The 23081-nt window shown below is 64.6% G+C and carries 21 protein-coding genes; 10 read left to right on the plus strand and 11 right to left on the minus strand.

Translation table 11 applies throughout. The features are described from left to right. Positions 1 to 580: 580 nt before the first annotated feature. From CCOS865_RS12065 to glnT, 5 genes are all read right to left on the minus strand, one after another. Complete coding sequence (locus CCOS865_RS12065) at positions 581 to 1885, minus strand: ammonium transporter (RefSeq protein ID WP_119141031.1); 1305 nt, start codon at positions 1883 to 1885, stop codon at positions 581 to 583. Positions 1886 to 1942: 57 nt separating this feature from the next. Next, positions 1943 to 3268, minus strand: coding sequence for an FMN-binding glutamate synthase family protein (locus CCOS865_RS12070; RefSeq protein WP_119141033.1), 1326 nt, complete (start codon positions 3266 to 3268; stop codon positions 1943 to 1945). A gap of 15 nt (positions 3269 to 3283) precedes the next feature. Further along, a complete protein-coding gene (locus CCOS865_RS12075; RefSeq protein ID WP_119141035.1) occupies positions 3284 to 3958 on the minus strand; it encodes a GltB/FmdC/FwdC-like GXGXG domain-containing protein in 675 nt (224 codons plus the stop codon). A gap of 28 nt (positions 3959 to 3986) precedes the next feature. Then, positions 3987 to 4892 carry a class II glutamine amidotransferase gene (locus CCOS865_RS12080; protein ID WP_119141037.1) on the minus strand — a complete coding sequence of 302 codons (906 nt, stop codon included), beginning with the start codon at positions 4890 to 4892 and terminating at the stop codon, positions 3987 to 3989. 64 nt (positions 4893 to 4956) lie between these two features. Further along, positions 4957 to 6291, minus strand: a complete 1335-nt coding sequence (gene glnT / locus CCOS865_RS12085; RefSeq protein WP_119141039.1) for a type III glutamate--ammonia ligase — start codon at positions 6289 to 6291, stop codon at positions 4957 to 4959. A 259-nt stretch (positions 6292 to 6550) separates the two neighbouring features. Between glnT and CCOS865_RS12090 the strand changes: the two genes are divergently transcribed. The 7 genes from CCOS865_RS12090 to CCOS865_RS12120 all read left to right on the plus strand — a co-directional run bounded on the left by CCOS865_RS12090 (position 6551) and on the right by CCOS865_RS12120 (position 14189). Further along, the gene (locus tag CCOS865_RS12090) at positions 6551 to 7144 is read left to right on the plus strand and encodes a helix-turn-helix domain-containing protein (protein WP_119141041.1); all 594 of its coding nucleotides are present in this window, start codon (positions 6551 to 6553) and stop codon (positions 7142 to 7144) included. 223 nt (positions 7145 to 7367) lie between these two features. Next, on the plus strand, positions 7368 to 8234 hold the full coding sequence (gene purU / locus CCOS865_RS12095) for a formyltetrahydrofolate deformylase (protein WP_119141043.1): 867 nt from the start codon (positions 7368 to 7370) through the stop codon (positions 8232 to 8234). Next, positions 8231 to 9142, plus strand: a complete 912-nt coding sequence (gene folD / locus CCOS865_RS12100) for a bifunctional methylenetetrahydrofolate dehydrogenase/methenyltetrahydrofolate cyclohydrolase FolD (protein WP_119141045.1) — start codon at positions 8231 to 8233, stop codon at positions 9140 to 9142. Before purU ends, folD begins: the two co-directional genes overlap by 4 nt. Continuing rightward, positions 9124 to 10365 (plus strand): FAD-dependent oxidoreductase, encoded by a 1242-nt coding sequence (locus tag CCOS865_RS12105; RefSeq protein WP_119141046.1) that lies wholly within the window; start codon positions 9124 to 9126, stop codon positions 10363 to 10365. Before folD ends, CCOS865_RS12105 begins: the two co-directional genes overlap by 19 nt. Before the next feature lie 12 nt (positions 10366 to 10377). Continuing rightward, positions 10378 to 10686: a sarcosine oxidase subunit delta gene (locus CCOS865_RS12110; protein WP_119141048.1), complete on the plus strand. Its 309-nt coding sequence runs from the start codon at positions 10378 to 10380 to the stop codon at positions 10684 to 10686. Beyond that, on the plus strand, positions 10683 to 13586 hold the full coding sequence (locus CCOS865_RS12115) for a 2Fe-2S iron-sulfur cluster-binding protein (RefSeq protein ID WP_119141050.1): 2904 nt from the start codon (positions 10683 to 10685) through the stop codon (positions 13584 to 13586). Before CCOS865_RS12110 ends, CCOS865_RS12115 begins: the two co-directional genes overlap by 4 nt. Before the next feature lie 3 nt (positions 13587 to 13589). Continuing rightward, positions 13590 to 14189, plus strand: a complete 600-nt coding sequence (locus CCOS865_RS12120) for an aminomethyltransferase family protein (protein ID WP_119141052.1) — start codon at positions 13590 to 13592, stop codon at positions 14187 to 14189. 195 nt (positions 14190 to 14384) lie between these two features. Here the strand turns inward: CCOS865_RS12120 and CCOS865_RS12125 are convergent, their stop codons facing one another. Then, positions 14385 to 15260, minus strand: a complete 876-nt coding sequence (locus CCOS865_RS12125; protein WP_119141054.1) for a LysR family transcriptional regulator — start codon at positions 15258 to 15260, stop codon at positions 14385 to 14387. 144 nt (positions 15261 to 15404) lie between these two features. Between CCOS865_RS12125 and CCOS865_RS12130 the strand changes: the two genes are divergently transcribed. Both CCOS865_RS12130 and CCOS865_RS12135 read left to right on the plus strand, forming a co-directional pair. Beyond that, positions 15405 to 16424, plus strand: coding sequence for an alpha/beta hydrolase (locus CCOS865_RS12130; protein ID WP_119141055.1), 1020 nt, complete (start codon positions 15405 to 15407; stop codon positions 16422 to 16424). A gap of 54 nt (positions 16425 to 16478) precedes the next feature. Next, entirely contained in the window at positions 16479 to 17201 is a 723-nt protein-coding gene (locus tag CCOS865_RS12135; protein ID WP_119141057.1) for a pirin family protein, read from the plus strand. 93 nt (positions 17202 to 17294) lie between these two features. Here the strand turns inward: CCOS865_RS12135 and CCOS865_RS12140 are convergent, their stop codons facing one another. Further along, the gene (locus CCOS865_RS12140; RefSeq protein WP_119141059.1) at positions 17295 to 17588 is read right to left on the minus strand and encodes a DUF1330 domain-containing protein; all 294 of its coding nucleotides are present in this window, start codon (positions 17586 to 17588) and stop codon (positions 17295 to 17297) included. 78 nt (positions 17589 to 17666) lie between these two features. Between CCOS865_RS12140 and ribBA the strand changes: the two genes are divergently transcribed. Continuing rightward, complete coding sequence (gene ribBA / locus CCOS865_RS12145; protein ID WP_119141061.1) at positions 17667 to 18803, plus strand: bifunctional 3,4-dihydroxy-2-butanone-4-phosphate synthase/GTP cyclohydrolase II; 1137 nt, start codon at positions 17667 to 17669, stop codon at positions 18801 to 18803. An 89-nt stretch (positions 18804 to 18892) separates the two neighbouring features. Here ribBA and tli1a (CCOS865_RS12150) read toward each other — a convergent pair whose 3' ends face one another. Genes tli1a (CCOS865_RS12150) through tli1a (CCOS865_RS12165) form a run of 4 tightly spaced genes read right to left on the minus strand, consistent with a single transcriptional unit; the run spans position 18893 to position 22818 of the window. Beyond that, on the minus strand, positions 18893 to 19480 hold the full coding sequence (gene tli1a, locus CCOS865_RS12150) for a Tli1a family immunity protein (protein WP_119141063.1): 588 nt from the start codon (positions 19478 to 19480) through the stop codon (positions 18893 to 18895). Further along, positions 19468 to 19983: a Tli1a family immunity protein gene (tli1a, locus tag CCOS865_RS12155; protein WP_119141065.1), complete on the minus strand. Its 516-nt coding sequence runs from the start codon at positions 19981 to 19983 to the stop codon at positions 19468 to 19470. Before tli1a (CCOS865_RS12155) ends, tli1a (CCOS865_RS12150) begins: the two co-directional genes overlap by 13 nt. Positions 19984 to 20026: 43 nt before the next feature. After that, positions 20027 to 22375, minus strand: coding sequence for a T6SS phospholipase effector Tle1-like catalytic domain-containing protein (locus CCOS865_RS12160; protein ID WP_119141067.1), 2349 nt, complete (start codon positions 22373 to 22375; stop codon positions 20027 to 20029). Next, positions 22363 to 22818 (minus strand): Tli1a family immunity protein, encoded by a 456-nt coding sequence (tli1a, locus tag CCOS865_RS12165; RefSeq protein WP_167469054.1) that lies wholly within the window; start codon positions 22816 to 22818, stop codon positions 22363 to 22365. The genes CCOS865_RS12160 and tli1a (CCOS865_RS12165) overlap by 13 nt, the downstream gene beginning before the upstream one ends. Between the last annotated feature and the right edge of the window lie 263 nt (positions 22819 to 23081).

The raw sequence follows: 23081 nt of genomic DNA on the forward strand, positions 1-23081 counted from the left end.
TTGCCATCCCCCACCGCCAGCAGGCTCTGGAGGTTCAGGCCACCATTGAACTCGCCGTTGTAGGACGAACGCTGAACATAGGCATCGCCATGCATGACGCGGGTTTATAAGGGCGGTACAGCGCGGCAGCGCCAGAATGTGCATTGACCTTCCGGCCATCGCGGGCCCGCTCCTACAGGTCGGCGCGGTCCTTGTAGGAGCGGGCTTGCCCGCGATGATCAGATATCCACCAAAAATGCCACTATCGAAGATAACGCCAGCCCAGGCGCCACCCCTAACTTGGCGACCTCAGGAGGCCGAACGGAGGTCTTGCGGAGCGAGGTGACGGCCATGGATGGCCGGCAAGGGCTGCGGGCCAGGAAGGCCCGTACAGCCCGGTCCACGCGGGAGCAAGACCGGAGTGAGGGAACCCGCAGCGCAGCGGAGGGCCGTATGTGGGAGCCGGCGGTTTTTGGTTACTTTTTTCCAAGAAAAAAAGTGACCCGCCGTAAGGGCGGAAGGGGCCATAAGCGCCAATAAATCAAATGGATAAGCTCACGACCTACAAGCCCAAGCCCCAGCCCCCACAAATCCCGAGCAGTTAAAGGTTGTAAGCCCGCTCGTTATGCTCAGCCAGATCAAGCCCCTGCTCTTCCTCTTCACGCGTGGCCCGCAAGCCGATCACCAGCTTGATCGCACCAAGGATCGCCCAACTGACCACAAAGCAGTAGACAAAGGTAAACGCCACGCCCTTGAGCTGCACCAGCAACTGCGCCAACGGCGTCACCCCTTCCACATAGCCGCCCAGCGAAGGCGCCGCGAACACCCCGGTGAGCAGTGCACCGACCATCCCGCCGACCCCGTGCAGGCCAAACACATCCAGGCTGTCGTCATACCCCAGCGCCTGCTTCAGGCGGGTCACGGCAAAGAAGCAGATGGCCCCGGTCAACAGGCCGATCACCAGCGCACCCAACGGCCCCACATACGCACACGCCGGCGTGATACCCACCAACCCCGCCAACGCCCCGGACGCCGCGCCCAACGCCGTCGGCCGGCCATGGGCGACTTTCTCGGTCAGCAGCCAGCCGACGATCCCGGCACAGGCGGCGATCATGGTCGCCAGCATCACCACCCCCGCGCCTTCGTTGGCGGCCAGCCCGGAGCCGACGTTGAAGCCGAACCAACCCACCCACAACAGCCCCGCACCAATCAGGGTAAAGCCCATGTTGTGCGGCGGCATCGCCACCTGCGGATAGCCCTTGCGCTTGCCCAGCATGATCGCCGCCGCCAGCGCCGCGACTCCGGAGTTGATGTGCACGGCAGTACCGCCGGCGAAGTCCAGCACGCCCCAGTTGACCATCAACGCACCCGGGCCACCCCAGACCATGTGCGCGATCGGCGCATACACCAGGGTGAACCAGGCCGCCATGAACAACAGCGACGCGTTGAACTTCATGCGCTCGGCAAAACCGCCGGCGATCAAGGCCGGGGTAATGATGGCAAAGGTCAGTTGAAACACCGCGAATACCCCTTCGGGGATCGTGCCGACCAGGCTGTCATGGCCGATGTCCAGCATCAGTGCCTTGCCCAGGCCGCCAACGAAACTGTTCAGGGTCAGCTCGCCTTCGACCATGCCCGTGGTATCGACCACCAGGCTGTAGCCATACAGCACCCAGAGAATGCCGATCACCCCGGCCACGGCGAACAACTGGGTGAACACCGATAACAGGTTCTTGGCCCGCACCATGCCGCCATAGAACAAGGCCAGGCCCGGAATGCACATCAACAGCACGAACATCGCCGCACAGATCATCCAGGCGGTATTGCCGGTATCCAGCACCGGCTCGGCGGCGTTGGCCAACGGCGACAGCATCAACAGCGGCAGAACAAGGCTTAGCGGCTTCATGGGTTCACTCCTGTGCCAATGAAAACCGCCGGCACAAGGCCGGCGGTAGGTGGGGGATCAGTACTGGGCCTGCCCCGGCACCCACTGGGTGCCCGCCAGCGGTACCCGGGCCATGGCCGCGGCTTCGACGGTGAGCGCCACCAGGTCCTCGGGGTCGAGGTTGTGCAGGTGCGACTTGCCGCAGGCGCGGGCCATGGTCTGCGCCTCCAGCACCAGCACCCGCAGGTAGTTGGCCAGGCGCCGGCCGGCTTCCTCCGGGTCCAAGCGCTTGGCCAGCTCGGGGTCCTGGGTGGTGATGCCGGCCGGGTCGCGGCCGTTCTGCCAGTCGTCGTAGAAGCCGGCGGCGGAGCCGATCTGCTTCAGTTCGGCATCCAGCCGCGGGTGGTTGTCGCCCAGGGCGATCAGCGCGGCGGTACCGATGGCCACCGCGTCGGCGCCCAGGGCCATGGCCTTGGCCACGTCGGCGCCGTTGCGGATGCCGCCGGAGACGATCAACTGCACCTTGCGGTGCATGCCCATCTCCTGCAGCGCCTGCACGGCCTGGGGAATGGCGGGCAGGATGGGGATGCCGACGTGTTCGATGAACACTTCCTGGGTCGCCGCGGTGCCGCCCTGCATGCCGTCGAGGACGATCACATCGGCACCGGCCTTGACCGCCAGCTTGACGTCGTAATACGGCCGGCTGGCACCGATCTTGACGTAGATCGGCTTCTCCCAGTCGGTGATCTCGCGCAGCTCGGCGATCTTGATCGCCAGGTCATCCGGGCCGGTCCAGTCGGGGTGGCGGCAGGCGCTGCGCTGGTCGACGCCGATCGGCAAAGTTCGCATGCCGGCCACCCGCTCGGTGACTTTCATGCCCAGCAGCATGCCGCCACCGCCCGGCTTGGCGCCCTGCCCCAGGACGATTTCGATGGCATCGGCCTTGCGCAGGTCGTCCGGGTTCATGCCATAGCGCGACGGCAGGTACTGATACACCAGGTGCCGCGACTGGCCGCGTTCTTCCGGGGTCATGCCACCGTCGCCGGTGGTGGTACTGGTGCCAGCGATGGTCGCGCCACGGCCCAGGGCCTCCTTGGCATTGGCCGACAACGCGCCGAAGCTCATGCCGGCGATGGTCACCGGGATCTGCAGGTGGATCGGCTTCTTGGCGAAGCGAGTGCCGAGCACCACGTCGGTGCCGCACTTCTCGCGGTAGCCTTCGAGCGGGTAGCGCGAGACGCTGGCGCCGAGCAGCAACAGGTCGTCGAAGTGCGGCACGCGGCGCTTGGTGCCGCCGCCGCGGATGTCGTAGATGCCGGTCTCGGCGGCGCGCTGGATCTCCTGGATGGTCAGGCGATCGAAGGTGGCCGACTCACGCAGTACCGGTTGGGATGTATCGCTCATGGAAATGCTCCTGGATCAGTACGCGGAGGCGTTGTCGACTTTGAAGTTGTACAGCTGGCGCGCCGAGCCATAGCGCTTGAAGGCGCTTGGGTCCTGGTCGAAGCCGGCGCGGTTGAGCAGCTCCTTGAGCTCTTCGAGGTGCTCGGCGCGCATCTCCTTCTCGATGCAGTCCGAGCCCAGCGAGCTGACCGTGCCCTTGACGTAGATGCGCACCTCGTAAAGCGAATCGCCCAGCGCGTCACCGGCATCGCCACACACCACCAGGCGCCCGGCCTGGCCCATGAAGCAGCTCATGTGGCCGATGCTGCCGCCGACCACGATGTCCACGCCTTTCATGGAAATCCCACAGCGCGCACCGGCGTCGCCCTCGATCACCAGCAGCCCGCCATGGGCCGTGGCACCGGCGGCCTGGGAGGCACTGCCTTTGACCCGGACCGAGCCGGACATCATGTTTTCGGCCACGCCCACGCCGACGTTGCCGTGCACGGTGACGCTGGCCTTCTGGTTCATGCCGGCGCAGTAGTAGCCGGCGTGCCCTTCGATATCCACGGCCACCGCCGTGTCGATGCCCACGGCCAGGTTGTGCTTGCCGTCCGGGCGGGTCACCCGCCATTCGCGGTCCTGCACGTCGCCGTGCAGGGCCTGGTTGAGTACGCGCACCGAGGCGCTGGAAAGGTCGATGGTCTTCATGCAGGTCTCCCGTAATTCGCTTCGGTGATCAGGCGCTTTCGCGTTCCCAGACGTAGAGGGTGGCCGGAGCCGGTTCCCAGACCCTGGCCTTGTCGATGCCGGGCAGGCTGGCCAGCGCCTGGTATTCCGAGGCCATGGCGACGTAGTCGTCGGTCTCGGCGAGCACCGCCGGCTTGCAGGCGATCGGGTCGCGGATCACGGCAAAGCCGTTGCGGGTGCCGATGGCAAAGGTGAAGAAGCCGTCCAGGCCCTGCAGCGCGCCGTCCAGCGCCTGGGCCAGGGTGTCGCCTTGCTGCAGGCGCCAGGTCAGGTAGCCGGCGGCCACCTCGGTGTCGTTGTCGGTCTCGAAGGTGATGCCTTCGCGCTTGAGCTCCTGGCGCAGGCGGAAGTGGTTGCTCAGCGAGCCGTTGTGCACCAGGCACAGGTCGGCGCCGGTGGAGAACGGATGGCTGCCCTCCAGGGTCACCGCGCTTTCGGTGGCCATGCGGGTGTGGCCGATGATGTGGCTGCCCTTCATGCCGGCCAGGCCGAAGCGGCTGGAGATTTCCTCCGGCAGGCCCATGCCCTTGAGGATCTCGATGCTCTGGCCGGCGCTCATGATGCGCACCCCGGGTGCCAGCTCGGCCAGCGCGGCACGTGCGGCGGCTTCGCCGGTGTGCAGCTTGACGACCGCGGCGCTGGCGTTCTGGAACCAGTCCAGGGAACAGCCCAAGTGGCCTTCGAGCTGGCTCATCAGCTCGGCCCAGGCGTAGCCGGTGTCGGTCGCTTGCAAGGTCAGCTTGACCCAGCCATCGGCCACTTCATCGCCATAGATGGCAAAGCCGGCGCTGTCCGGGCCACGGTCGGTCATGGCGTGCAGCATGGGTTCGAAGAGCTTGCCGAGCTGGGCTTCCAGCTCCGGTTTCTTCAGATAAAGGCCTACGATTCCACACATGTTGATGCTCCTTCTAGGCAGTGGGCGTACGCCGTTTCTCACGGACGCCCAGGGGATCAGGGGGTCAGAAGAATTCGGTGTAGCGCTGGATTTCCCAGTCGGAGACATGCCGGCTGTACTCGACCCACTCCATGCGCTTGAGCTTGATGAACTCGTCGACGATCTCGGCGCCGAGCACCTCGCGGAACAGCGGGTCGGCCTCCAGCGCATCGGCGGCTTCCTTGAGCGACTGGGGCAGGGTCTGGATGCCACGCGCGGCGATCTCTTCCAGGCTCAGGGTGTAGAGGTTCTCGTTGCACATCGGCCCCGGGTCGAGCTGACGGTCGATGCCATCGAGGCCGGCGGCGATGATCGCGGCCGTGACCAGGTAGGGGTTGCAGCCGGCGTCCGGCAGGCGGAATTCCAGGCGGCCGTAGGGGATGCGCACCATCGCCGAGCGGTTGTTGGCGCCCCAGGCGACAAAGGCCGGGGCCCAGGTCGAGCCGGACAGCGAGCGGCCCACCACCAGGCGTTTGTAGGAGTTGACCGTGGGTGCAGCGAAGGCACACAGCGCAGCACCATGGGCCATCAGGCCGGCGGCGAAGTGATAGGCCAGTTTCGACAGGCCCATGCCGCTGCTGTCGCTGGTGTCATGGAACAGGTTCTTGTTGCTCGCGCTGGCCAGCGACAGGTGAAAGTGCATGCCATTGCCCGCACGCTTGGGGTCGGGCTTGGGCATGAACGAGCAGATCATCCCCAGGTCGTTGGCGATCTCGCCGGCGGCCATGCGGAAGAAGGTGAAGCGGTCGGCCGACTCGAGCGCGTCGCTGTAGGTGTAGTTGATCTCGAACTGACCGTTGGCGTCTTCGTGGTCGATCTGGTAGATGTCGAAGCCCACCGGCTGCAAGGCCTCGGTCAGGCGCTCGAGAAACAACCGCGAGCGCGACAGGCCCTTGTAGTCATAGCAAGGCTTGTCGAGGTTGTCGGAGGCATCGACCAGTTGCAGCCGCCCGCCTTCGTCACGGCGAAACAGGCTGAACTCGGGCTCCAGGCCGGTGTTCAGGGTCCAGCCCTTGTCGGCCAGGCGCTGCACCTGCTGCTGCAGGACATGGCGGCTGTCGTAGGCCCACGGCTGGCCGTTGACGTGGCCGACGCAGACCACCCGGCCATAACCCGGCTGCCAGGGCACCGGGATCAGCGTCGAGAGGTCGCCACGGGCCATGAAGTCCGGCCCGTGCGGCTCCATGCCCATGCCGCAGATGGCGAACCCGGCGAACCCGGCGCCCTCCTCGGCCACCGCCTTGAGGCCGTTGACCGGTACCGATTTGGTCTTCGCCGCCCCGTGGATATCGACGAACTGCGCCAACACGTACTTGATACCGTGCTGGTCGAGGAGGCGCTGGGTTTCTGCTGGCAACATGGATGATCACTCCTGGATAAGGGGCAAGGCATGATTGGACCTGCAAGTAATTCCGCAGGGGAATTTTACTTTCATCACAGGAATGCAACAGCCTTGCCAACTTTCCAGTGCCCGTGATCAAGCGGGGAAAATGGCGTTCACTTCTGTATATATGGGAAACTTGCTTTCACCTGAGGAAAGTCAGCGGCCAGCGAAGCCGCGCGCGCACTTTCGCAGTGCGAAATCTTTATTCTTGAACTGAAACCGTGCAGGAGCCTTGATGTCGACCGAGACCGAACCGCGCCTTCGCCTGGAGCAATACCTGGGCTTGCAGATCAAGCGCCAGCGCCAGGCCCAGGCCTTGAAGCTGGCTGATGTGGCGCGTATCGCCGGGATCAGCCAGGGCATGCTGAGCAAGATCGAGAACGCCCAGGTCTCGACCAGCCTGGACACCCTGAGCCGGCTCTGCGATGTACTGGGCATGCCGATGTCCAAGCTGTTCGCCCAGTATGACCAGCCCGATGGCAACGCCCTGCTGGTAAAGGCTGGCGAAGGGCTGGAGGTGGTCCGCCGGGGCACCGAGAAAGGCCATACCTACCATTTGCTCAACCATGCCCGTGGCCCGAAGAAGCATTTCGAGGCGTACATGGTCAGCATGGATGACGCCAGTGAGGAGTTTCCGACCTTCTCGCACCCGGGCACCGAGTTCCTGCACCTGCTCGAGGGGGAGCTGGTGTACCGGCATGGCAATCAGCTGTACCGGATGCAGGCCGGGGACAGCCTGACCTTTGATGGCGACACGCCGCATGGGCCGGAAGAACTGGTGCAGGTGCCGATCCGGTTGTTGTCGATCATGAACTACGGCAGCGACTGACCCTCGCGATCAACGGTGCGGCCCCCTGAGCGCGGGGCGGCACCTGGCAAAAAATTCCTGAGAAGATAAAAAATTTCCCACGGGGTATAGACCTCGCCCTTCACTTCGCCTATAAAAACGCCAAAGGAAATTAATATTCCTACCAAGAAATAAACCCAGCTGTCCGCTACGCCCTTTTCGCCCTTGTGCCCGACCTGCCCCACTCCACCACGAGGACCCGACCATGCACCCCGCTCCCGACCACTTCATCCTGCGCATCAGTTGCCCGGCGGTATCCGGCATCGTTGCCGCGGTGACCACTTACCTGGCCGAGCAAGGTTGCTACATCAGCGAGATGGCGCAGTTCGACGACGAGGACAATGGCCGTTTCTTCATGCGCGCCGTGTTCCGCTACAACGCCGGGCTCAGCGGCGACACGCCACAGCTCGAAGCCGGATTCGACGATGTCGCGCAACGCTTCGCCATGGACTGGAGCCTGCACAGCAGCGCCCGCCCGCTGCGCGTGCTGCTGATGGTGAGCAAGTTCGACCACTGCCTGGCCGACCTGCTCTACCGCCACGCCAAGGGCGAGCTGGACATGCACATCACCGCGATCGTCTCCAACCACCTCGACCTGCGGGCAATGGCCGAGCGCCAGGGCATCCGCTTCATCTACCTGCCGGTGAGCAAGGAGACCAAGGCCGAGCAGGAAGCGGCGCTGATGCGCCTCGTCGAAGACACCGCCACCGAGCTGGTGGTGCTGGCGCGCTACATGCAAATCCTCTCCGACGACCTGTGCAAGCAACTGTCGGGCCGCGCGATCAACATCCACCACTCGTTCCTGCCGGGCTTCAAAGGCGCCAAGCCGTATCACCAGGCCTACCAGCGCGGGGTCAAGCTGATCGGTGCGACCGCCCACTACGTGACGAGCGACCTCGACGAAGGGCCGATCATCGAGCAGGAAGTGCAGCGCGTCGATCATGCCTACAACCCTGAAGACCTGGTGGCCATCGGCCGTGACACCGAGACCATCGCCCTCTCCCGCGCGGTCAAGTACCACCTCGAGCACCGGGTTTTTCTCAACCACGACCGCACGGTGATCTTCAAATGAACGCCATCCCCAGCGTCAAGCTGATCGACGGCAAGGCCACCGCAGCGCGGGTACTGGCCGAGGTCCGCGAACAGGTCGATACCCTGCGCCGCGGGGGCGTGCAACCGGGCCTGGCCGTGGTGCTGGTAGGCCTGGATGCGGCCAGCCAGGTGTACGTGCGCAACAAAGTGCTGCGCGCCGATGAAGTCGGCATCCGCTCGCTCGAGCAGCGCCTGCCCAGTGACACCAGCCAGGCCGCACTGCTCGACGTGATCGACCGGCTCAACCGCGACCCGCGGGTCAACGGCATACTCGTCCAGCTGCCGCTGCCGGACCATATCGACGAACACCAGGTGTTGCAGGCGATCAGCCCACTGAAGGACGTCGACGGTTTCCACAGCGAAAACGTCGGCGGCCTGGCCCAGGGCCGCGACGTGCTCACGCCCTGCACGCCAAGCGGCTGCATGCGCCTGCTGCGCGATGCCTGCGGCGACCTGCGCGGCAAGCATGCGGTGGTCATCGGCCGCTCGAACATCGTCGGCAAGCCCATGGCCGCACTGCTGTTGCAGGCCGACTGCACGGTGACCGTGGTGCACTCGCGCAGCCACGACCTGCCGGCCCTGTGCCGTCAGGCCGACATCCTCGTCAGCGCGGTCGGCAAGCCGCGCCTGATCGGCGCCGACTGGCTCAAGCCCGGGGCGGTGGTGATCGATGTGGGCATCAACCGCATCGACGAAGACGGCCGCAGCCGGCTGGTCGGCGACGTCGACTTAGCGGCGGCCCTGCCCTACGCGTCGGCCATCACCCCAGTGCCTGGCGGCGTCGGTCCGATGACCATCGCCTACCTGATGAAAAACACTTTGCTGGCCCTCGACCTGCAACAGCAGGCCGCCCAACGGGAGCGCACTGCATGCCCTTCGCCCTGCTGAAACATGGCCTGAGCGCCGACTACCCGGTGGAAGTCGACCTGCCGCCGCCGTGCGAACTCAAGCCGCGCTACGACGTGGTGATCATCGGTGGCGGCGGCCACGGGGTGGCAATCGCCTATTACCTGGCCAAGTACCACGGCATCACCAACGTGGCGATACTCGAAAAAGCCTACCTGGGGGGCGGCAATACCGCGCGCAACACGGCGGTGATCCGCTCCAACTACCTCACCTCCGAAGGCGTGCGCTTCTACGCAGAGTCGGTGCGGATGTTCCAGAACCTGTCGAACGAGTTCGACTTCAACATCATGTATTCCGAGCGTGGCCAGCTGACCCTGGCCCACACCGACGCCACCGTGCGTGCGTTCCGCCAGCGCGCCGAGGTCAACAAGCACTTCGGCGGGCGCACCGAGATGATCGACCGCCAGCAGATCCGCGAGCTGGTACCGAGCCTCAACCTCGACCCCGGTCACCTGCCGGTGCTCGCCGGGCTCTGGCACATCGACGGCGCCACCGCGCGCCATGATGCGGTGGCCTGGGGCTACGCCAAGCAGGCGGCCAAGCGCGGCGTGGAGATCCATCAGCTCACTGAAGTGCAGGACCTGGTAATCCGCGCCGGGCGTATCGAAGCGGTCAAGACCAACCGCGGCACCGTGCAGTGCGGCTGCGTGGTGCAGGCAGTGGCCGGCGCCAGCTCACTGCTGATGGCCAAGGCCGGTATTCGCGCACCGATCCACACCTACCCGCTGCAAGCGATGGTGACGCAGCCGTTCAAGCCGTTTCTCGATCCATTGGTCAGCTCGTCGGCCCTGCACTGCTACGTGCAGCAGACCAGCCGCGGCGAAATCGTCTTCGGCGGCGGCTCCGACCCCTACCCGCTGTACAACACCCGCTCGACCCTCGACCTCAAGGAAAGCCTGCTGGCCCACGCCATCGAGATGTTCCCGTTCATGGCCAACGCCAAGCTGATGCGCCAGTGGGCCGGGATCACCGACATGACCCCCGACTACAGCCCGATCATGGGCCTGTCGCCGGTCGACAACTACTACCTCGACGCCGGCTGGGGCACCTGGGGCTTCAAGGCCACGCCGATCTGCGGCAAGACCATGGCCGAGTTGGTCGCCAGTGGCGGCAAGGTGCCCGCGCTGATCGCGCCCTTCGCCCTGGAGCGCTTCAGCCGCTTCCAGCAGGTCAACGAAATGGGCGCCACGGCGGCCAGCCACTGAGAGGAACACGCGATGAAGATCCTCACCTGCCCTTTGAACGGCCCGCGCAACATCAGCGAGTTCAGCTATGGCGGCGAGTTCAAGCCGATGCCGGACCCGGCCCGTTGCAGCGACGCCGACTGGGCCGACTACGTATTCAACAGCGACAACCAGGCCGGTGTCGTCCTCGAGTGGTGGCTGCACAACGCCTCCAGCTACTGGTTCCTGGCCGAGCGGCACACCGTCAGCGACCAGGTACTGCGCACCTTCGACCCGAAAGAGCGGTTTGCTCAGCGCATCGACTTCGCCCCCGCCATCAGCACCCCGGAGATCGCCGGATGAACAGCCCTACCCGCCTACCCGCCCCGATGGGCCTGCTGATCGACCGTGAGCGGCCGCTGCGTTTCAGCTTCGACGGCCAGGATTACCCAGGTTTCAGCGGCGACAGCATCGCCAGCGCCCTGCTCGGCAACGGCCGCTGGCTGCTGTCGCGCTCGTTCAAGTACCACCGCCCGCGCGGCCCGTTGAGCCTCGCCGGGCAAGACGCCAATACCCTGGTGCAACTGCCCGACGAGCCCAATGTGCTGGCGGACCTGCACCCGGCCACTGATGGCCTGGTGGTCGCCGGGCAGAACTTCTCCGGCAGCCTGGACAACGACCGCGACGCTTACCTGGGTAAGTTTTCGCGCTTCATGCCGGTGGGCTTCTACTACCGCTCGTTCTACAAACCCAAGGGCATGTGGAAGGTCTGGGAGCCGCTGATCCGCAAGAAGGCCGGGCTCGGCGTGCTCGACCTGGGCTTCAAGCCGCAGTACCACGACAAGGCCTACCTGTTCGTCGATGTCGCGATCATCGGCGGCGGCCCGGCCGGCCTGCGCGCTGCACTCGACGCCGCTAACGCCGGCGCCAAGGTGCTGTTGATCGAGCAACAGCCGGTGCTCGGTGGCTCGCTCAACTACGCCCGTTTCGACATCGCCGGCAGCCGCGCCACAGCCTTGCGCAGCGAGCTGCTGGCAGCGGTCGAGGGCCATCCGAACATCCAGGTGCTGCTCGACGCGACCTGCAACGGCTGGTTCACCGACAACTACCTGCCGGTGATCCAGCACCGGCGCATGGACAAGGTGCGCGCCACCCGCTGCGTGGTGGCCGCGGGCTCGTTCGACCAGCCGGTGGTGTTTCGCAACAACGATTTGCCCGGGGTGATGCTGACCAGCGCCGCCCAGCGCCTGATGAAGCTCTACGCGGTCAAGCCGGGCCAGCGCGCCGTGCTGCTGACCGGCCACGACGACGGCTACCTGGCCGCGCTCGACCTGCAAGAGCAAGGCGTCACCGTGGCGGCCGTGGTCGACCTGCGCGCAGCGCCCGCCGACCCGGCGCTGGCCGCAGAACTCAAGCGCCGCGACATTCCCCTGCAGCTGGGCAGCACCGTCTACGAGGCGCTGCACGAAGCCGGCATGCGCCATGTCAGCGGCGTCGACATTCGGCCGATCACTGGCCAAGGCAAGGTGGCCGCGCGCGGTGTCACCCTGGCCTGCGACCTGCTGTGCATGTCGGCCGGCTACATGCCGGTCTATCAACTGCTGTGCCAGGCCGGCGGCAAGCTCGCCTATGAGCCGGCACGCGACGAGTTCGCCATCAGCCAGCTGCCGGCGGGCCTGGACATCGCCGGTTCAGTGAACGGCCGCCACGTGCTGGCCAATGTCCTCGCCGACGCCACCCGTGCGGCGGGCGAGGCGCTGGCGGCGCTCGGCCTGGAAGTCCCTGCGCAGACTCATTTCGTCGCCGAGGCCAAGGTCAACCACCCGTGGCCGATCTTCGCCCACCCGAAAGGCAAGGATTTCGTCGACTTCGACGAGGACCTGCAAGTGCGTGACATCGTCAATGCCACCCGCAGCGGCTACCGCGACGTGCAACTGGTCAAACGCTTTTCCACGGTCGGCATGGGCCCCTCGCAGGGCCGCCATTCAGCCTTGCCGACGGCGCGCCTGGTCGCCCAGGCGACCGGCCGCAGCATCAGCGAGACCGGTGTGACCACCGCTCGACCGCCGTTCCAGGCCGAAAAACTCGCGCACGTGGCCGGCCGCGCCTTCGACCCCTATCGGCAAACACCGATGCACCGCCGGCATGTCCAGGCCGGGGCGAAAATGATGCCCGCCGGCAGCTGGCAGCGCCCTGCCTACTATGGCAAGCCCGAAGACCGTGAACGCTGCATGCAGGAAGAGGCCCGGCATGTGCGCGAGAAGGTCGGCCTGATCGACGTCTCGACCCTGGGCGGCCTGGACGTGCGCGGCCCGGATGCCGCCGAGCTGCTCGAGCGGCTGTACACCTTCGGCTTCGCCAAGCTGGCGATCGGCCGTACCCGCTATGCCCTGATGACCAACGAGCACGGCGTGGTGATCGATGACGGCGTCTGTGCGCGGCTTGGCGAGCGGCATTTCTATGTCAGCGCCACCACCAGCGGCGTCGACCGGATCTACCAGCAGATGCTCAAGTGGAACGCGCAATGGCGGCTGGACGTCGACATCACCAACGTCACCGCGGCGCTGGCGGCCGTCAACCTCGCTGGGCCGTTGTCGCGCCAGGTCCTGGCCAGGGTCTGCGACGACGTCGACTTGAGCCCTGAAGCCTTCCCTTACCTGGGCGTGCGCCTGGGCAGCGTGGCAGGCATCCCGGCGCGCATCCTGCGGGTCGGATTCGTCGGTGAGCTGGGGTATGAGATCCACGTGCCCGCGCGGCACGCCGAGCGGCTGTGGGATGTGTTGATGGAGGCCGGCGCGCCACTGGGCATCCGCCCCTTCGGCGTGGAGACCCAGCGCCTGCTGCGCCTGGAAAAAGGCCACGTGATCATCAGCCAGGACACCGACGGCATGACCCACCCGGCCGAGATCGACATGCACTGGGCGATTGGCCGCAAGAAACCGTTCTTCGTCGGCCAACGCACGATCCAGATCCTCGAGGCGCAACCGCTCAAGCGCAAGCTGGTCGGTTTCACCCTGCCCAAGGGCAGCCGTCAGCCGCTCGAAGGCCACCTGGTGCTGGACGGCCCGGACATCAGTGGCAACGTCACCTCCTGCGAGTACTCGCAGACCCTCGGCCGGATCATCGGCCTGGCCTACGCCGGCGCCCACCAGGCGAGCCCGGGCATGCACATCCCGATTCGCGTCGAGGGCGGTGCGATCGTCCAGGCCGAGGTGGTTCAACTGCCGTTCTACGACCCACAATCCCAGCGCCAGGAGCTCTGAGCCATGACCAGCCTGAAAGCCGAAGTTTTCCTTGCGCCGAGCCCGACGCCGTTTCAGCCGTGCCTGTTGACCGACCTCAGTGAACTGCCCCGCGTGGGCTTCAGGGGGGCGGACAGCGCCGCGTATTTACAAGCGCGCGGCTATCGCCTGCCAGAGCGGCCCAACCAGGCGCTGCGCCAGGGCGATGGCAGCTGGGTGGCGCGCTTGTCGCAGACCGAGTATTTGCTGTTGGCAAGCTTCGCCGACCGCGGTGTGCGGGTCGCCAGCGAGGAGGCGCGCTGGGTGCAGGATGAACAGCGCAACTATTTGCTGCCGCGCCAGGACAGCCATGCCTGGGTGCAGTTGTCCGGGGACGAGTGCAGCGCGGTGATGGCCAAGCTGTGTGGGGTCGACCTGCGCGCGCAGGCGTTTGCGCTGGGGGCGGTCGCGCAGACGTCGGTGGCGCGGATCAATGTGATCGTGGTGAATGTCGGTAGCGCTGAGGTGCCGGTGTTGTGGATCCTGTTTGACCGGGCTTCGCGTGAGTACTTCAGCGGTGCGATGCTCGATGCCATGGGTGAGTTTGGCGGGCGCATCGTGGAGGTTGATGACCTGATGGCGTGACTCGGAAACGCCGCCGCCTGTACCGGCCTCTTCGCGGGGCAAGCCCGCTCCCACAGGATTTGTGCTGGACCCAGAATTCGCGCATTGCAGGGACTCCCACAGGATTTGTGCTGGGCCCAGAATTCGGGCATTGCAGGGACCCTGTGGGAGCGGGCTTGCCCCGCGAAGAGGCCGGTACAGGCGACACAAGAGGCTCTACAGCCGCTCGCGCAAGAACTCCACAAACCCCTGCACCGGCCGCGCCACCTGCCGGTGCTGCGGGTACACCGCCGACAGCTGCAACGCCGGCGGCGTCCACGCCTCAAGCAGCGGCACCAGGCGCCCGTCGGCCAGCGCCTGCTCGACAATGAACGCCGGGAGATACGTCACCCCCATCCCGGCAATCGCCGCATCCCTCAACAGCTCACCGTTGTTGGCGCGCATGCGCCCACTGACGGCAATAGACTGTGTCTTGCCCTGCCCGCTGAACTGCCACTGCACCTGCCGCGAATGGCCGTACGGCAGGCAGTCATGCTCGCGCAATTGCTCAGGCACCTGCGGCGTACCGCGCGCCGCCAGGTACGCCGGGCTGGCGCAATACACCCGCTCGACACTGGCGATCCGCCGCGCCACCAGGCTGGAATCCTCCAGCGAGCCAATCCGCAAGGCCAGGTCATAGCCCTCGCCGATCAGGTCCACCGCACGGTCACTCAGGTCGACCTCGACGATCAGCTGCGGGTGCAACTGCAGGAACTCGGTCAGCAAGCAGCCCAGGTGGCTGATGGCAAACGACAGCGGCGCACTCAGGCGCAAGGTGCCGCGCAGCGATGGAGTCTGGCCGCTGATGTCCTGCTCGACCTGCTGCACTTCACCGAGCAGGCGCAACGCCGACTCGTAGTACTGCTGCCCCAGCGGCGTGGCATCCAGGCGCCGCGTCGAGCGGTTGAGCAGGCGCACGCCGAGGCGCTCTTCGAGCTGCATCAAGCGCCGGCTGACGAACTGCTTTGACAACCCCAGGCGGTCGGCGGCCGCCGTGAAGCTGCCAGCTTCCATGACCTGGGCAAAGATCCGCATGTCTTCATAAGGGTTCATTGTCGCGTTCCAGTTGACAGTCAAACGCCTTATACCGGCTTTTTCCCCTGAAGGCATCTGCTTAATCTACGCACATCTTGCAGCGACGGCCTGAAGGCCAGGCAAGCAGCCCACTCAAAGCATTCGCGTAGAAAAGGATTCGCCATGAACATTGTCCGCAAAGCCCTCACCGCCAGCCTCCTCGCCGTCTCGGTCGGCCAAGCCTTCGCCGCCGGCAGCCCAGGGGTCGAACAGCACACCCAAGCCTTCCTCGAGGCCCTGGCGCAAGGCGGTGGCAAACCGCTCGAGCAGCTCAGCCCGAAGGACGCCCGTGCCGTACTGACCGGCGCCCAGGCTTCGGTGAAGGTCGACCTGTCCGGCATCGAAGTCAGCCAGCGGACCCTTCAGGTCGACGGCCAGCCGCTGCAACTGACCATCGTGCGCCCGGCCAAGGTCAAGGGTGACTTGCCCGTGTTCATGTACTTCCATGGCGGCGGCTGGGTGCTGGGCGACTACCCGACCCACCAGCGGCTGATCCGCGACCTGGTGGTCGGCTCCGGCGCCGTCGCGGTGTATGTCGACTACACGCCATCCCCCGAGGCGCACTACCCAACCGCGATCAACCAGGCCTACGCCGCCACCCGCTGGGTTGCCGAGCACGGCAAAGAAATCAAGGTCGACAGCAGCCGCCTGGCGGTAGCCGGCAACAGCGTCGGCGGCAACATGGCGGCGGTGGTCGCACTCAAGGCCAAAGAGGCCGGCACACCGAAACTGCGCTTCCAGCTGCTGCTGTGGCCGGTCACCGATGCCAGCTTCGAGACCGCTTCGTACCAACAGTTCGCCGAGGGCCACTTCCTCACCACAGGGATGATGAAGTGGTTCTGGGACAGCTACACCACCGATGCCGCGGCACGGGCACAGATCTACGCATCGCCGCTGCGCGCCAGCAGCGAGCAGCTCAAGGGCCTGCCGCCGGCACTGGTGCAGACCGCCGAGTTCGACGTCTTGCGTGATGAGGGCGAGGCCTATGCCCGGCACCTGAACGCCGCCGGCGTGACCGTTACCGCGGTGCGCTACAACGGCATGATCCATGACTTCGGCCTGCTCAACCCGCTGCACCAGGTGCCGGCGGTACAAGCCTCGCTGCGCCAGGCGGCCGGCGAACTGAAAGTCCACCTTCAATAACGTCAATCAACGACACGGCGGGGCCCATCGCCCCGCCTGTCAAGGAGATCCGTCATGCTTACCGTACGCAATGCAAAAGACCGCGGCCTGGCCTTCCATGGTTGGCTGAAATCGTTCCATACCTTCTCTTTCGGCGGTTATCGCAACCCCGACGAGCAGGGCTTTTCCGACCTGCTGGTGATCAACGACGACCGGGTCATCGCCGGCAAGGGCTTCGGCCAGCACCCGCACCGCGACATGGAGATCTTCTCCTATGTGCTCGAAGGCGCGCTGGAGCACAAGGACACCCTCGGCACCGGGTCGGTGATCCGCCCGGGCGATGTGCAACTGATGAGTGCCGGGCACGGCGTGGCCCACAGCGAGTACAACCATAGCCAGGACGAGTCGGTGCACTTCCTGCAGATCTGGATCGTGCCCAACGTCAACGGCGCCGAGCCACGCTACCAGCAGCGGCACTTCAGCCCTGAAGAAAAACGCGGACGGCTGCGCCTGATCATCTCGCCGGATGGCGCCCAGGGCTCGTTGCAGGTTCGCCAGAACGCCAAGGTCTATGCCGGGTTGTTCGACGGTGACGACCAGGCCACGCTGACCTTGCCGGACAACCGCCATGCCTATGTGCATGTGGCACGCGGCAGTGTCGAGCTCAATGGCCAGTTGCTCGGTGAAGGTGATGGCGTGCGCTTGCGCCATGAGCAGGTCGTGAGCCTGGCCAATGGCACCGATGCGGAAGTGCTGGTGTTCGACCTGCGGCCGCACGAGTTGCCTGGCATGCCTTGATTGGCAGGGCGTCAGCACCGACCTCATCGCGGGTAAACCCGCTCCTACCCTTGTAGGAGCGGGTTCACCCGCGATGAGGCCATCAGCATCACCTCAGGGCTCGAACCCTTCGACAATGATCACCTCAGCCTTCGCCACCCCCTGGCGATGACTACAGGCCTCCTGATACTCAGCCGAGCGATAGCAGGCCACTGCCTGTTCATACGACTCGAACTCGATCACCACGCTGCGCTGCGGCGTCGGCCGCCCTTCCATCGCCTCGCTGCGCCCGCCCCTGGCCAGGAACCGGCCACCATAAGCCTTGAACGCCGCCGGCGCACGCTGGGTGTACTGCTGGTACTGCTCGGGGTCGGTGACATCGACGTGGGCGATCCAGTAGGCCTTCATCCGCTGCTCTCCTGTTTTCGGGATATTTGTGTATGATGGTATACCATAAAAACCACCCGACCACAGCGAGCGTGCAGCATGCCTTTCAACAGCATCGAAGAACTTCTCGAGGACTACCGGCAAGGCAAGATGGTCCTGCTGGTGGACGACGAAGACCGTGAAAACGAGGGTGACCTGCTGATCGCCGCCGAACGCTGCGACGCCCCGGCGATCAACTTCATGGCCCGCGAAGCGCGCGGCCTGATCTGCCTCACCCTGACCGACGAGCACTGCCAGCGGCTGGGCCTGGAACAGATGGTGCCGAGCAATGGCAGCGCGTTCAGCACCGCCTTTACCGTCTCCATCGAAGCCGCGACCGGCGTCACCACCGGCATTTCCGCCGCTGACCGGGCGCGCACCGTGGCCGCGGCCATGGCGCCGAATGCACGCCCCGACGACTTGGTCCAACCTGGCCATATCTTCCCCCTGCGCGCCCGTGAAGGCGGCGTGCTGACCCGCGCCGGCCACACCGAAGCCGGGTGCGACCTGGCCCGCCTGGCCGGCTTCAGCCCGGCTTCGGTGATCGTCGAGGTGCTCAACGATGACGGCACCATGGCCCGCCGGCCGGACCTCGAGGTATTCGCCGCCCAGCATGGCATCAAGATCGGCACCATCGCCGACCTGATCCACTACCGCCTGAGCACCGAGCAGACCATCAAGCGCATCGGCGAGCGCGAGCTGCCGACCGTGCACGGCAACTTCCGCCTGGTGACCTACGAAGACCGCATCGAAGGCGGCGTGCACATGGCCATGGTGATGGGCGATATCCGCCGTGAACAGCCAACCCTGGTGCGCGTGCACGTGATCGACCCGCTGCGCGACCTGGTCGGCGCCGAGTACGCCGGCCCCGCCAACTGGACGCTGTGGGCCGCCCTGCAGCGGGTCGCCGAAGAAGGCGCCGGGGTGGTGGTGGTACTGGCCAACCATGAGTCCTCGCAGGCCCTGCTCGAACGCGTGCCGCACCTCACTCAGCCGGTGCGGCCGTACCAGCGCGGGCAGTCCAAGGTGTATTCGGAAGTCGGCACCGGCGCGCAGATCCTCCAGGATCTTGGCGTCGGCAAGCTGCGCCACCTGGGCCCACCGCTGAAGTATGCGGGGCTGGCCGGGTATGAACTGGAAGTGGTGCAGAGCATTCCGTTCGAGCCGGGTTTGGCGGGCACAACCGCGGGTGAATGACCCGCGACGTTTGATGAAGGTTGCCTCGCGATTGCATCGGGACAGATTGGGCGTCCGCTCATTCTGATGTGATCCCAAGGCGCGCTTGGTCACTCAGGGCACGATTGAGGCTCCGACAGCTGCAGCGGGGTCTTGATCGGGTATTCGGGGCTGCCGTAGGCGTAGCAGGACGTGGTTACCTGGATGTCGTCGCAGGGCAGGAAGTGTACGGTAATGCCGCAGACCTTTTGGCCGGTGTAATCGGGCACGGTGGCGACCTTGCTGTGCTGAAGCTTCTGACTATTAACCCTTCGCTTCCAATCCAGATATTTTTCTCGATCCGCAAACCCAGGAAAATCGTCGGAGAACGCCACACCCGTTTCCCAGTCCACCCGCACCGTCATCCCGGGCATCCAGCGCTGGGGAGCGATATAGCAACACCCTCCTCCGCCCCCTTGGTACGGTCCGATGATGTCGACGCCCGAACGCCCGTCGACACTGAACCGGTTGATCGCCCAGTGGGTATGATTGACCGCTTCGATGGTGCTCGCGTAAACGGCCGCACTAGGCCAAGCGATTGAGATCAAAACTAGCAAAGCGGCCAACCGGCATGAGCGCACGAACCTGTGCCTGATCAACTGGTCTCGCGTGTGACAATGGTCAATTTGAGAGATCAAAGTGTCGCTTATCGTACGCATGACTGCGGCTCCGGCAGGTGTAGCGGGGTCTTGATCGGGTATTCAGGGCTGCCGTAGGCGTAGCAGGAGGTGCTGACCTGTATGTCGTCGCAGGGCAGGAAGTGCACGGTGATGCCGCAGACCTTTTGGCCGGTGTAGTCGGGAACGGAGACGAACTTGGTCTGCCTGCGGGTCTGCGCATCGATGCTATCGACCCAAGCTAAGTATTTAGGCCAATCAGCGTAGCCAGGGAATTCATCTGAATAGGCGACCCCTCGTTCCCATTCCACGCGGAGACTCATGCCAGGTACCCACCGCTCGGGAGCGTTATAGCAACAACCTCCTCCGCCCCCTTGGTACGGCCCGATGATGTCGACGCCCGAACGTCCGTCGACACTGAACCGGTTGATCGCCCAGTGGGTATGATTGACGGCTTCGATGGTGCTCGCCTGGACGACCGGCAAAGACCCGACCGCCACGAGAAAGCCGAGCGCAGCCGCCAGGTAGCATGTGTACACGGCCATTGGTCTGACTAGCGGACCTCGTGAGTGATGAGGGCTAACCAGATCAACTCTTGGCATTTTTCACCTCGGTGCCCTGGGTGTGCTCTGCGCCCCACAGCTCAGCGATGTCTTTCTGGATTTGCGCCCGACGCTCGGTATCCGTCAACGGCAGATTCGGGGCTTCGCCATACGCTAGGGCACTGAGAGCGTCCGGGTTTGTCAGGCCGTCGGGGTCAAGCAGCCCCAGATCTCGTCTGTTAGCCTCGCCGAAGAAGACCATGCGCTCGCTGAAGTAGCTGCCCCAGGGTTCGCGCCCAGCGGCCACGGTTTTATTGCTGTAGGTCGTGTTGAGGAAGGCATGCAGGAACCAGGCGCGAGAGTCGTGCACCTGATCGTCGAACAGTGCCCGCAGCAGACCCTCGGGCTGCTCGCGGTTGCGGCTCTCGTCCACCGGACCCCGCTGGGTTTCGCTGGAGTGGTTCCTGCGGCCGAGTGGTGGGGGGAACAACTGACTGACCTTGGCTTGCCCGCCTGCCTTCATGCGCTCGCGCTCGGCAATCGTCTCGGCGCTGTTCCAGAAGACAATCAATGCGAGCGTGTTTTTCAAGCTGTTACGACGGAAGAACGCCAGGTAAGGGTCGCTGTTGAGGTCGCGATAGATCCTGCCGAACTCTTCGGCGGCTTCGCGCAGCTGGGTTCTCGACTTGTCAGGATCGAAATCCTTGATGCCAGGTTCCAGCGGAGTTTTCGGAGCCCCGCGGCGTTCGAGGTCGCGCTGGTAGTCGCGGCGCTTCACCACGGCCGCTTGGTTTTTATTGCGCTCGGTTTCGGCGCTTAAGCGGGCTTCATCGGTTGCATGCCCGTCACTGGCCAGGCGGTAGAAATCGGTATCTTTGAGACTGCCGAATGCGTAGCGATCGATACGCCAGGCGGTTAGCCAATCCATCTGCGTACGCAAAGCATCTTCCAGGTTGGAAGTGGCGGACAGTGGTTGATATTTTTCAACCTGCTCGGGCGACGATATAGGCAACAGTCCCAGAGTCACCTGACGCCAGGCATTGAACCGACTTATAAGTTGAGGCGCAATTGCAAAGGCCTTTTCCACATCCGCCTCCATAGTCCGCCAGAACTCATGGCGTAAACCTATGGGCAAAGCACCTGTTGACACCTTCAGCGGAGCACCTTGGGCGAATGCATCAGAATACAAATCCTGCAGCGCAATCTGTGAGAGCAAGAGGCCATCGCCTGTGCGACTGTCGTGACTATAAGCCTTCCCTTGATCCCCCGGCGGATACCCTCCCCCTTGATCGCTATGTACTCCTGGATAGATCACCTCCTCGCTGTTGCGCGGATACGTGCCATCCTCCCGCCTGATTGACTCCGCAGGAAAACTCAAGCGCTGCTCATGACTGGCGACGATATGCAGGCAGCGCTTGAGCAGTGCCCCCTTGGGCAATGTTTGGCTGCCATCTCCCCAGCCCATGTGACCATTCGCCCCAGGGGCGATGTCGGCAAGCCCCACCGAGACCACCGTGTCCAGCAGCCCCAGGTACTCCACACTGACCGGTAGCTTCAGGTCATTGATTTTGAGCGTCGGTGTCGGCTCGTTCGGCGACAACAACAGGTTCAACCAGCTGACAAAGGCCCGCGCCGCTGCGGCGCCTCGCGAGAACCCATACACATACAACTTCAGGCCCAGCAGCTTCGGCTGACCGGGCGATGGCGCATCCAGCGCGATCCGCAAGGGCCGTTCGAGCGCCTTGAGCTGCTTGCGGAACTCCCTGCTGCGGTTGGCCCGGCCCATGATCCATTCGGTGCCCCGCCAGGTACCCATGGCCTCGACAGCGGTTTGCAGCGCCGCGTTGTCCAATCGCGGCTTGCCCAAGGCACGGCGCAGGGCGTCGATGATCATCAGCAGCGCCCAGTTGATCCGCTCTTCCCCGCGCCGAGCGAAGGCCAGGCCGTCGCCGCTGTAGTCGAGGTCGCCCACCTCCGGAAACGGTGTACCGACTCCCGGCATGTAGTACTTGAAGTACTGGCCGTTGCCGGTACCGGGCGCATCGGTCAAGCGCCGGGCCTTGCTGCCGCCATAGGCAGTGCCGCCGGCATGGCCATCACCGATGCTCGCGCGAAATAACCGGGCGATATTGGTCGGATGGGGCACGGCTGACGCGTACAGGTCATTGTTCAGGTTGTTGCCGGTGCCATCGAAGAACAGGCTGACATGCAAGGTCTTGCAGCACGGTGGCATGACCCGGAAACCGGCCGCAAGGCACAACGCGTCATGGTAGCCACGCTCCAGGTTGCACTGGCGCGCAAGGTTCTGATGAACTTGCAGTTCTCGCTGGGGCAGGCGCCCCTGTATAGGAAACTGCGGTGGATAGCAGACCGAGGCCTTGCTTATTTTGGACATGACTGGGGCTCCGGCAAATGCAGAGGGGTTTTGATCGGGTACTCGGGGCTGCCATAGGCGTAGCAGGAGGTGGTGACCTGGATGTCGTCGCAGGGCAAGAAGTGCACGGTAATCCCACAGACTTTTTGTCCGGTGTAGTCAGGGATAAGGACTACCTTGCCGTGCTGTTGGTTATCAGCGCGCGCAGCATCTCTCCAAGCCACGTATTTTTGCTCGTCCGCAAAGCCAGGAAATCCATCGGGATAGGCGGCGCCTCGTACCCAATCAACCTTTACGCTCATACCCGGTTGCCAGTGCGCCGGGGCTATGTAGCAACACCCTCCCCCGCCCCCTTGATACGGCCCGATAATGTCGATGCCAGACCGCCCATCGACACTGAACCGGTTGATCGCCCAGTGCGTATGGTTTACGGCTTCGATAGTGCTGGCGCGCGTTTCAGCCATTGCTGAACACACGGCAAGACCGCAGATCCCCCTAAAGAGGGCATGCCGGGGCCGAAAAGCAGCCTTGAGCCGACTCAGGCACACCCCGAACCAATTGCTGATATCGGCGAAGAAGGACGAACGAAGGTCCATGTCGTGCTCCCTGCAGGTTCATGACGATGACCCGGCTATAGCAGGTCAGAAATGATCGCAAAGGAGCGAACCTGGAGCACTGGCACCACCGCTGGCAAGCTCATATTGACGCCCTACAACCTATTCAGAAA

It is taken from the genome of Pseudomonas reidholzensis (assembly GCF_900536025.1).
GTDB lineage: Bacteria > Pseudomonadota > Gammaproteobacteria > Pseudomonadales > Pseudomonadaceae > Aquipseudomonas > Aquipseudomonas reidholzensis.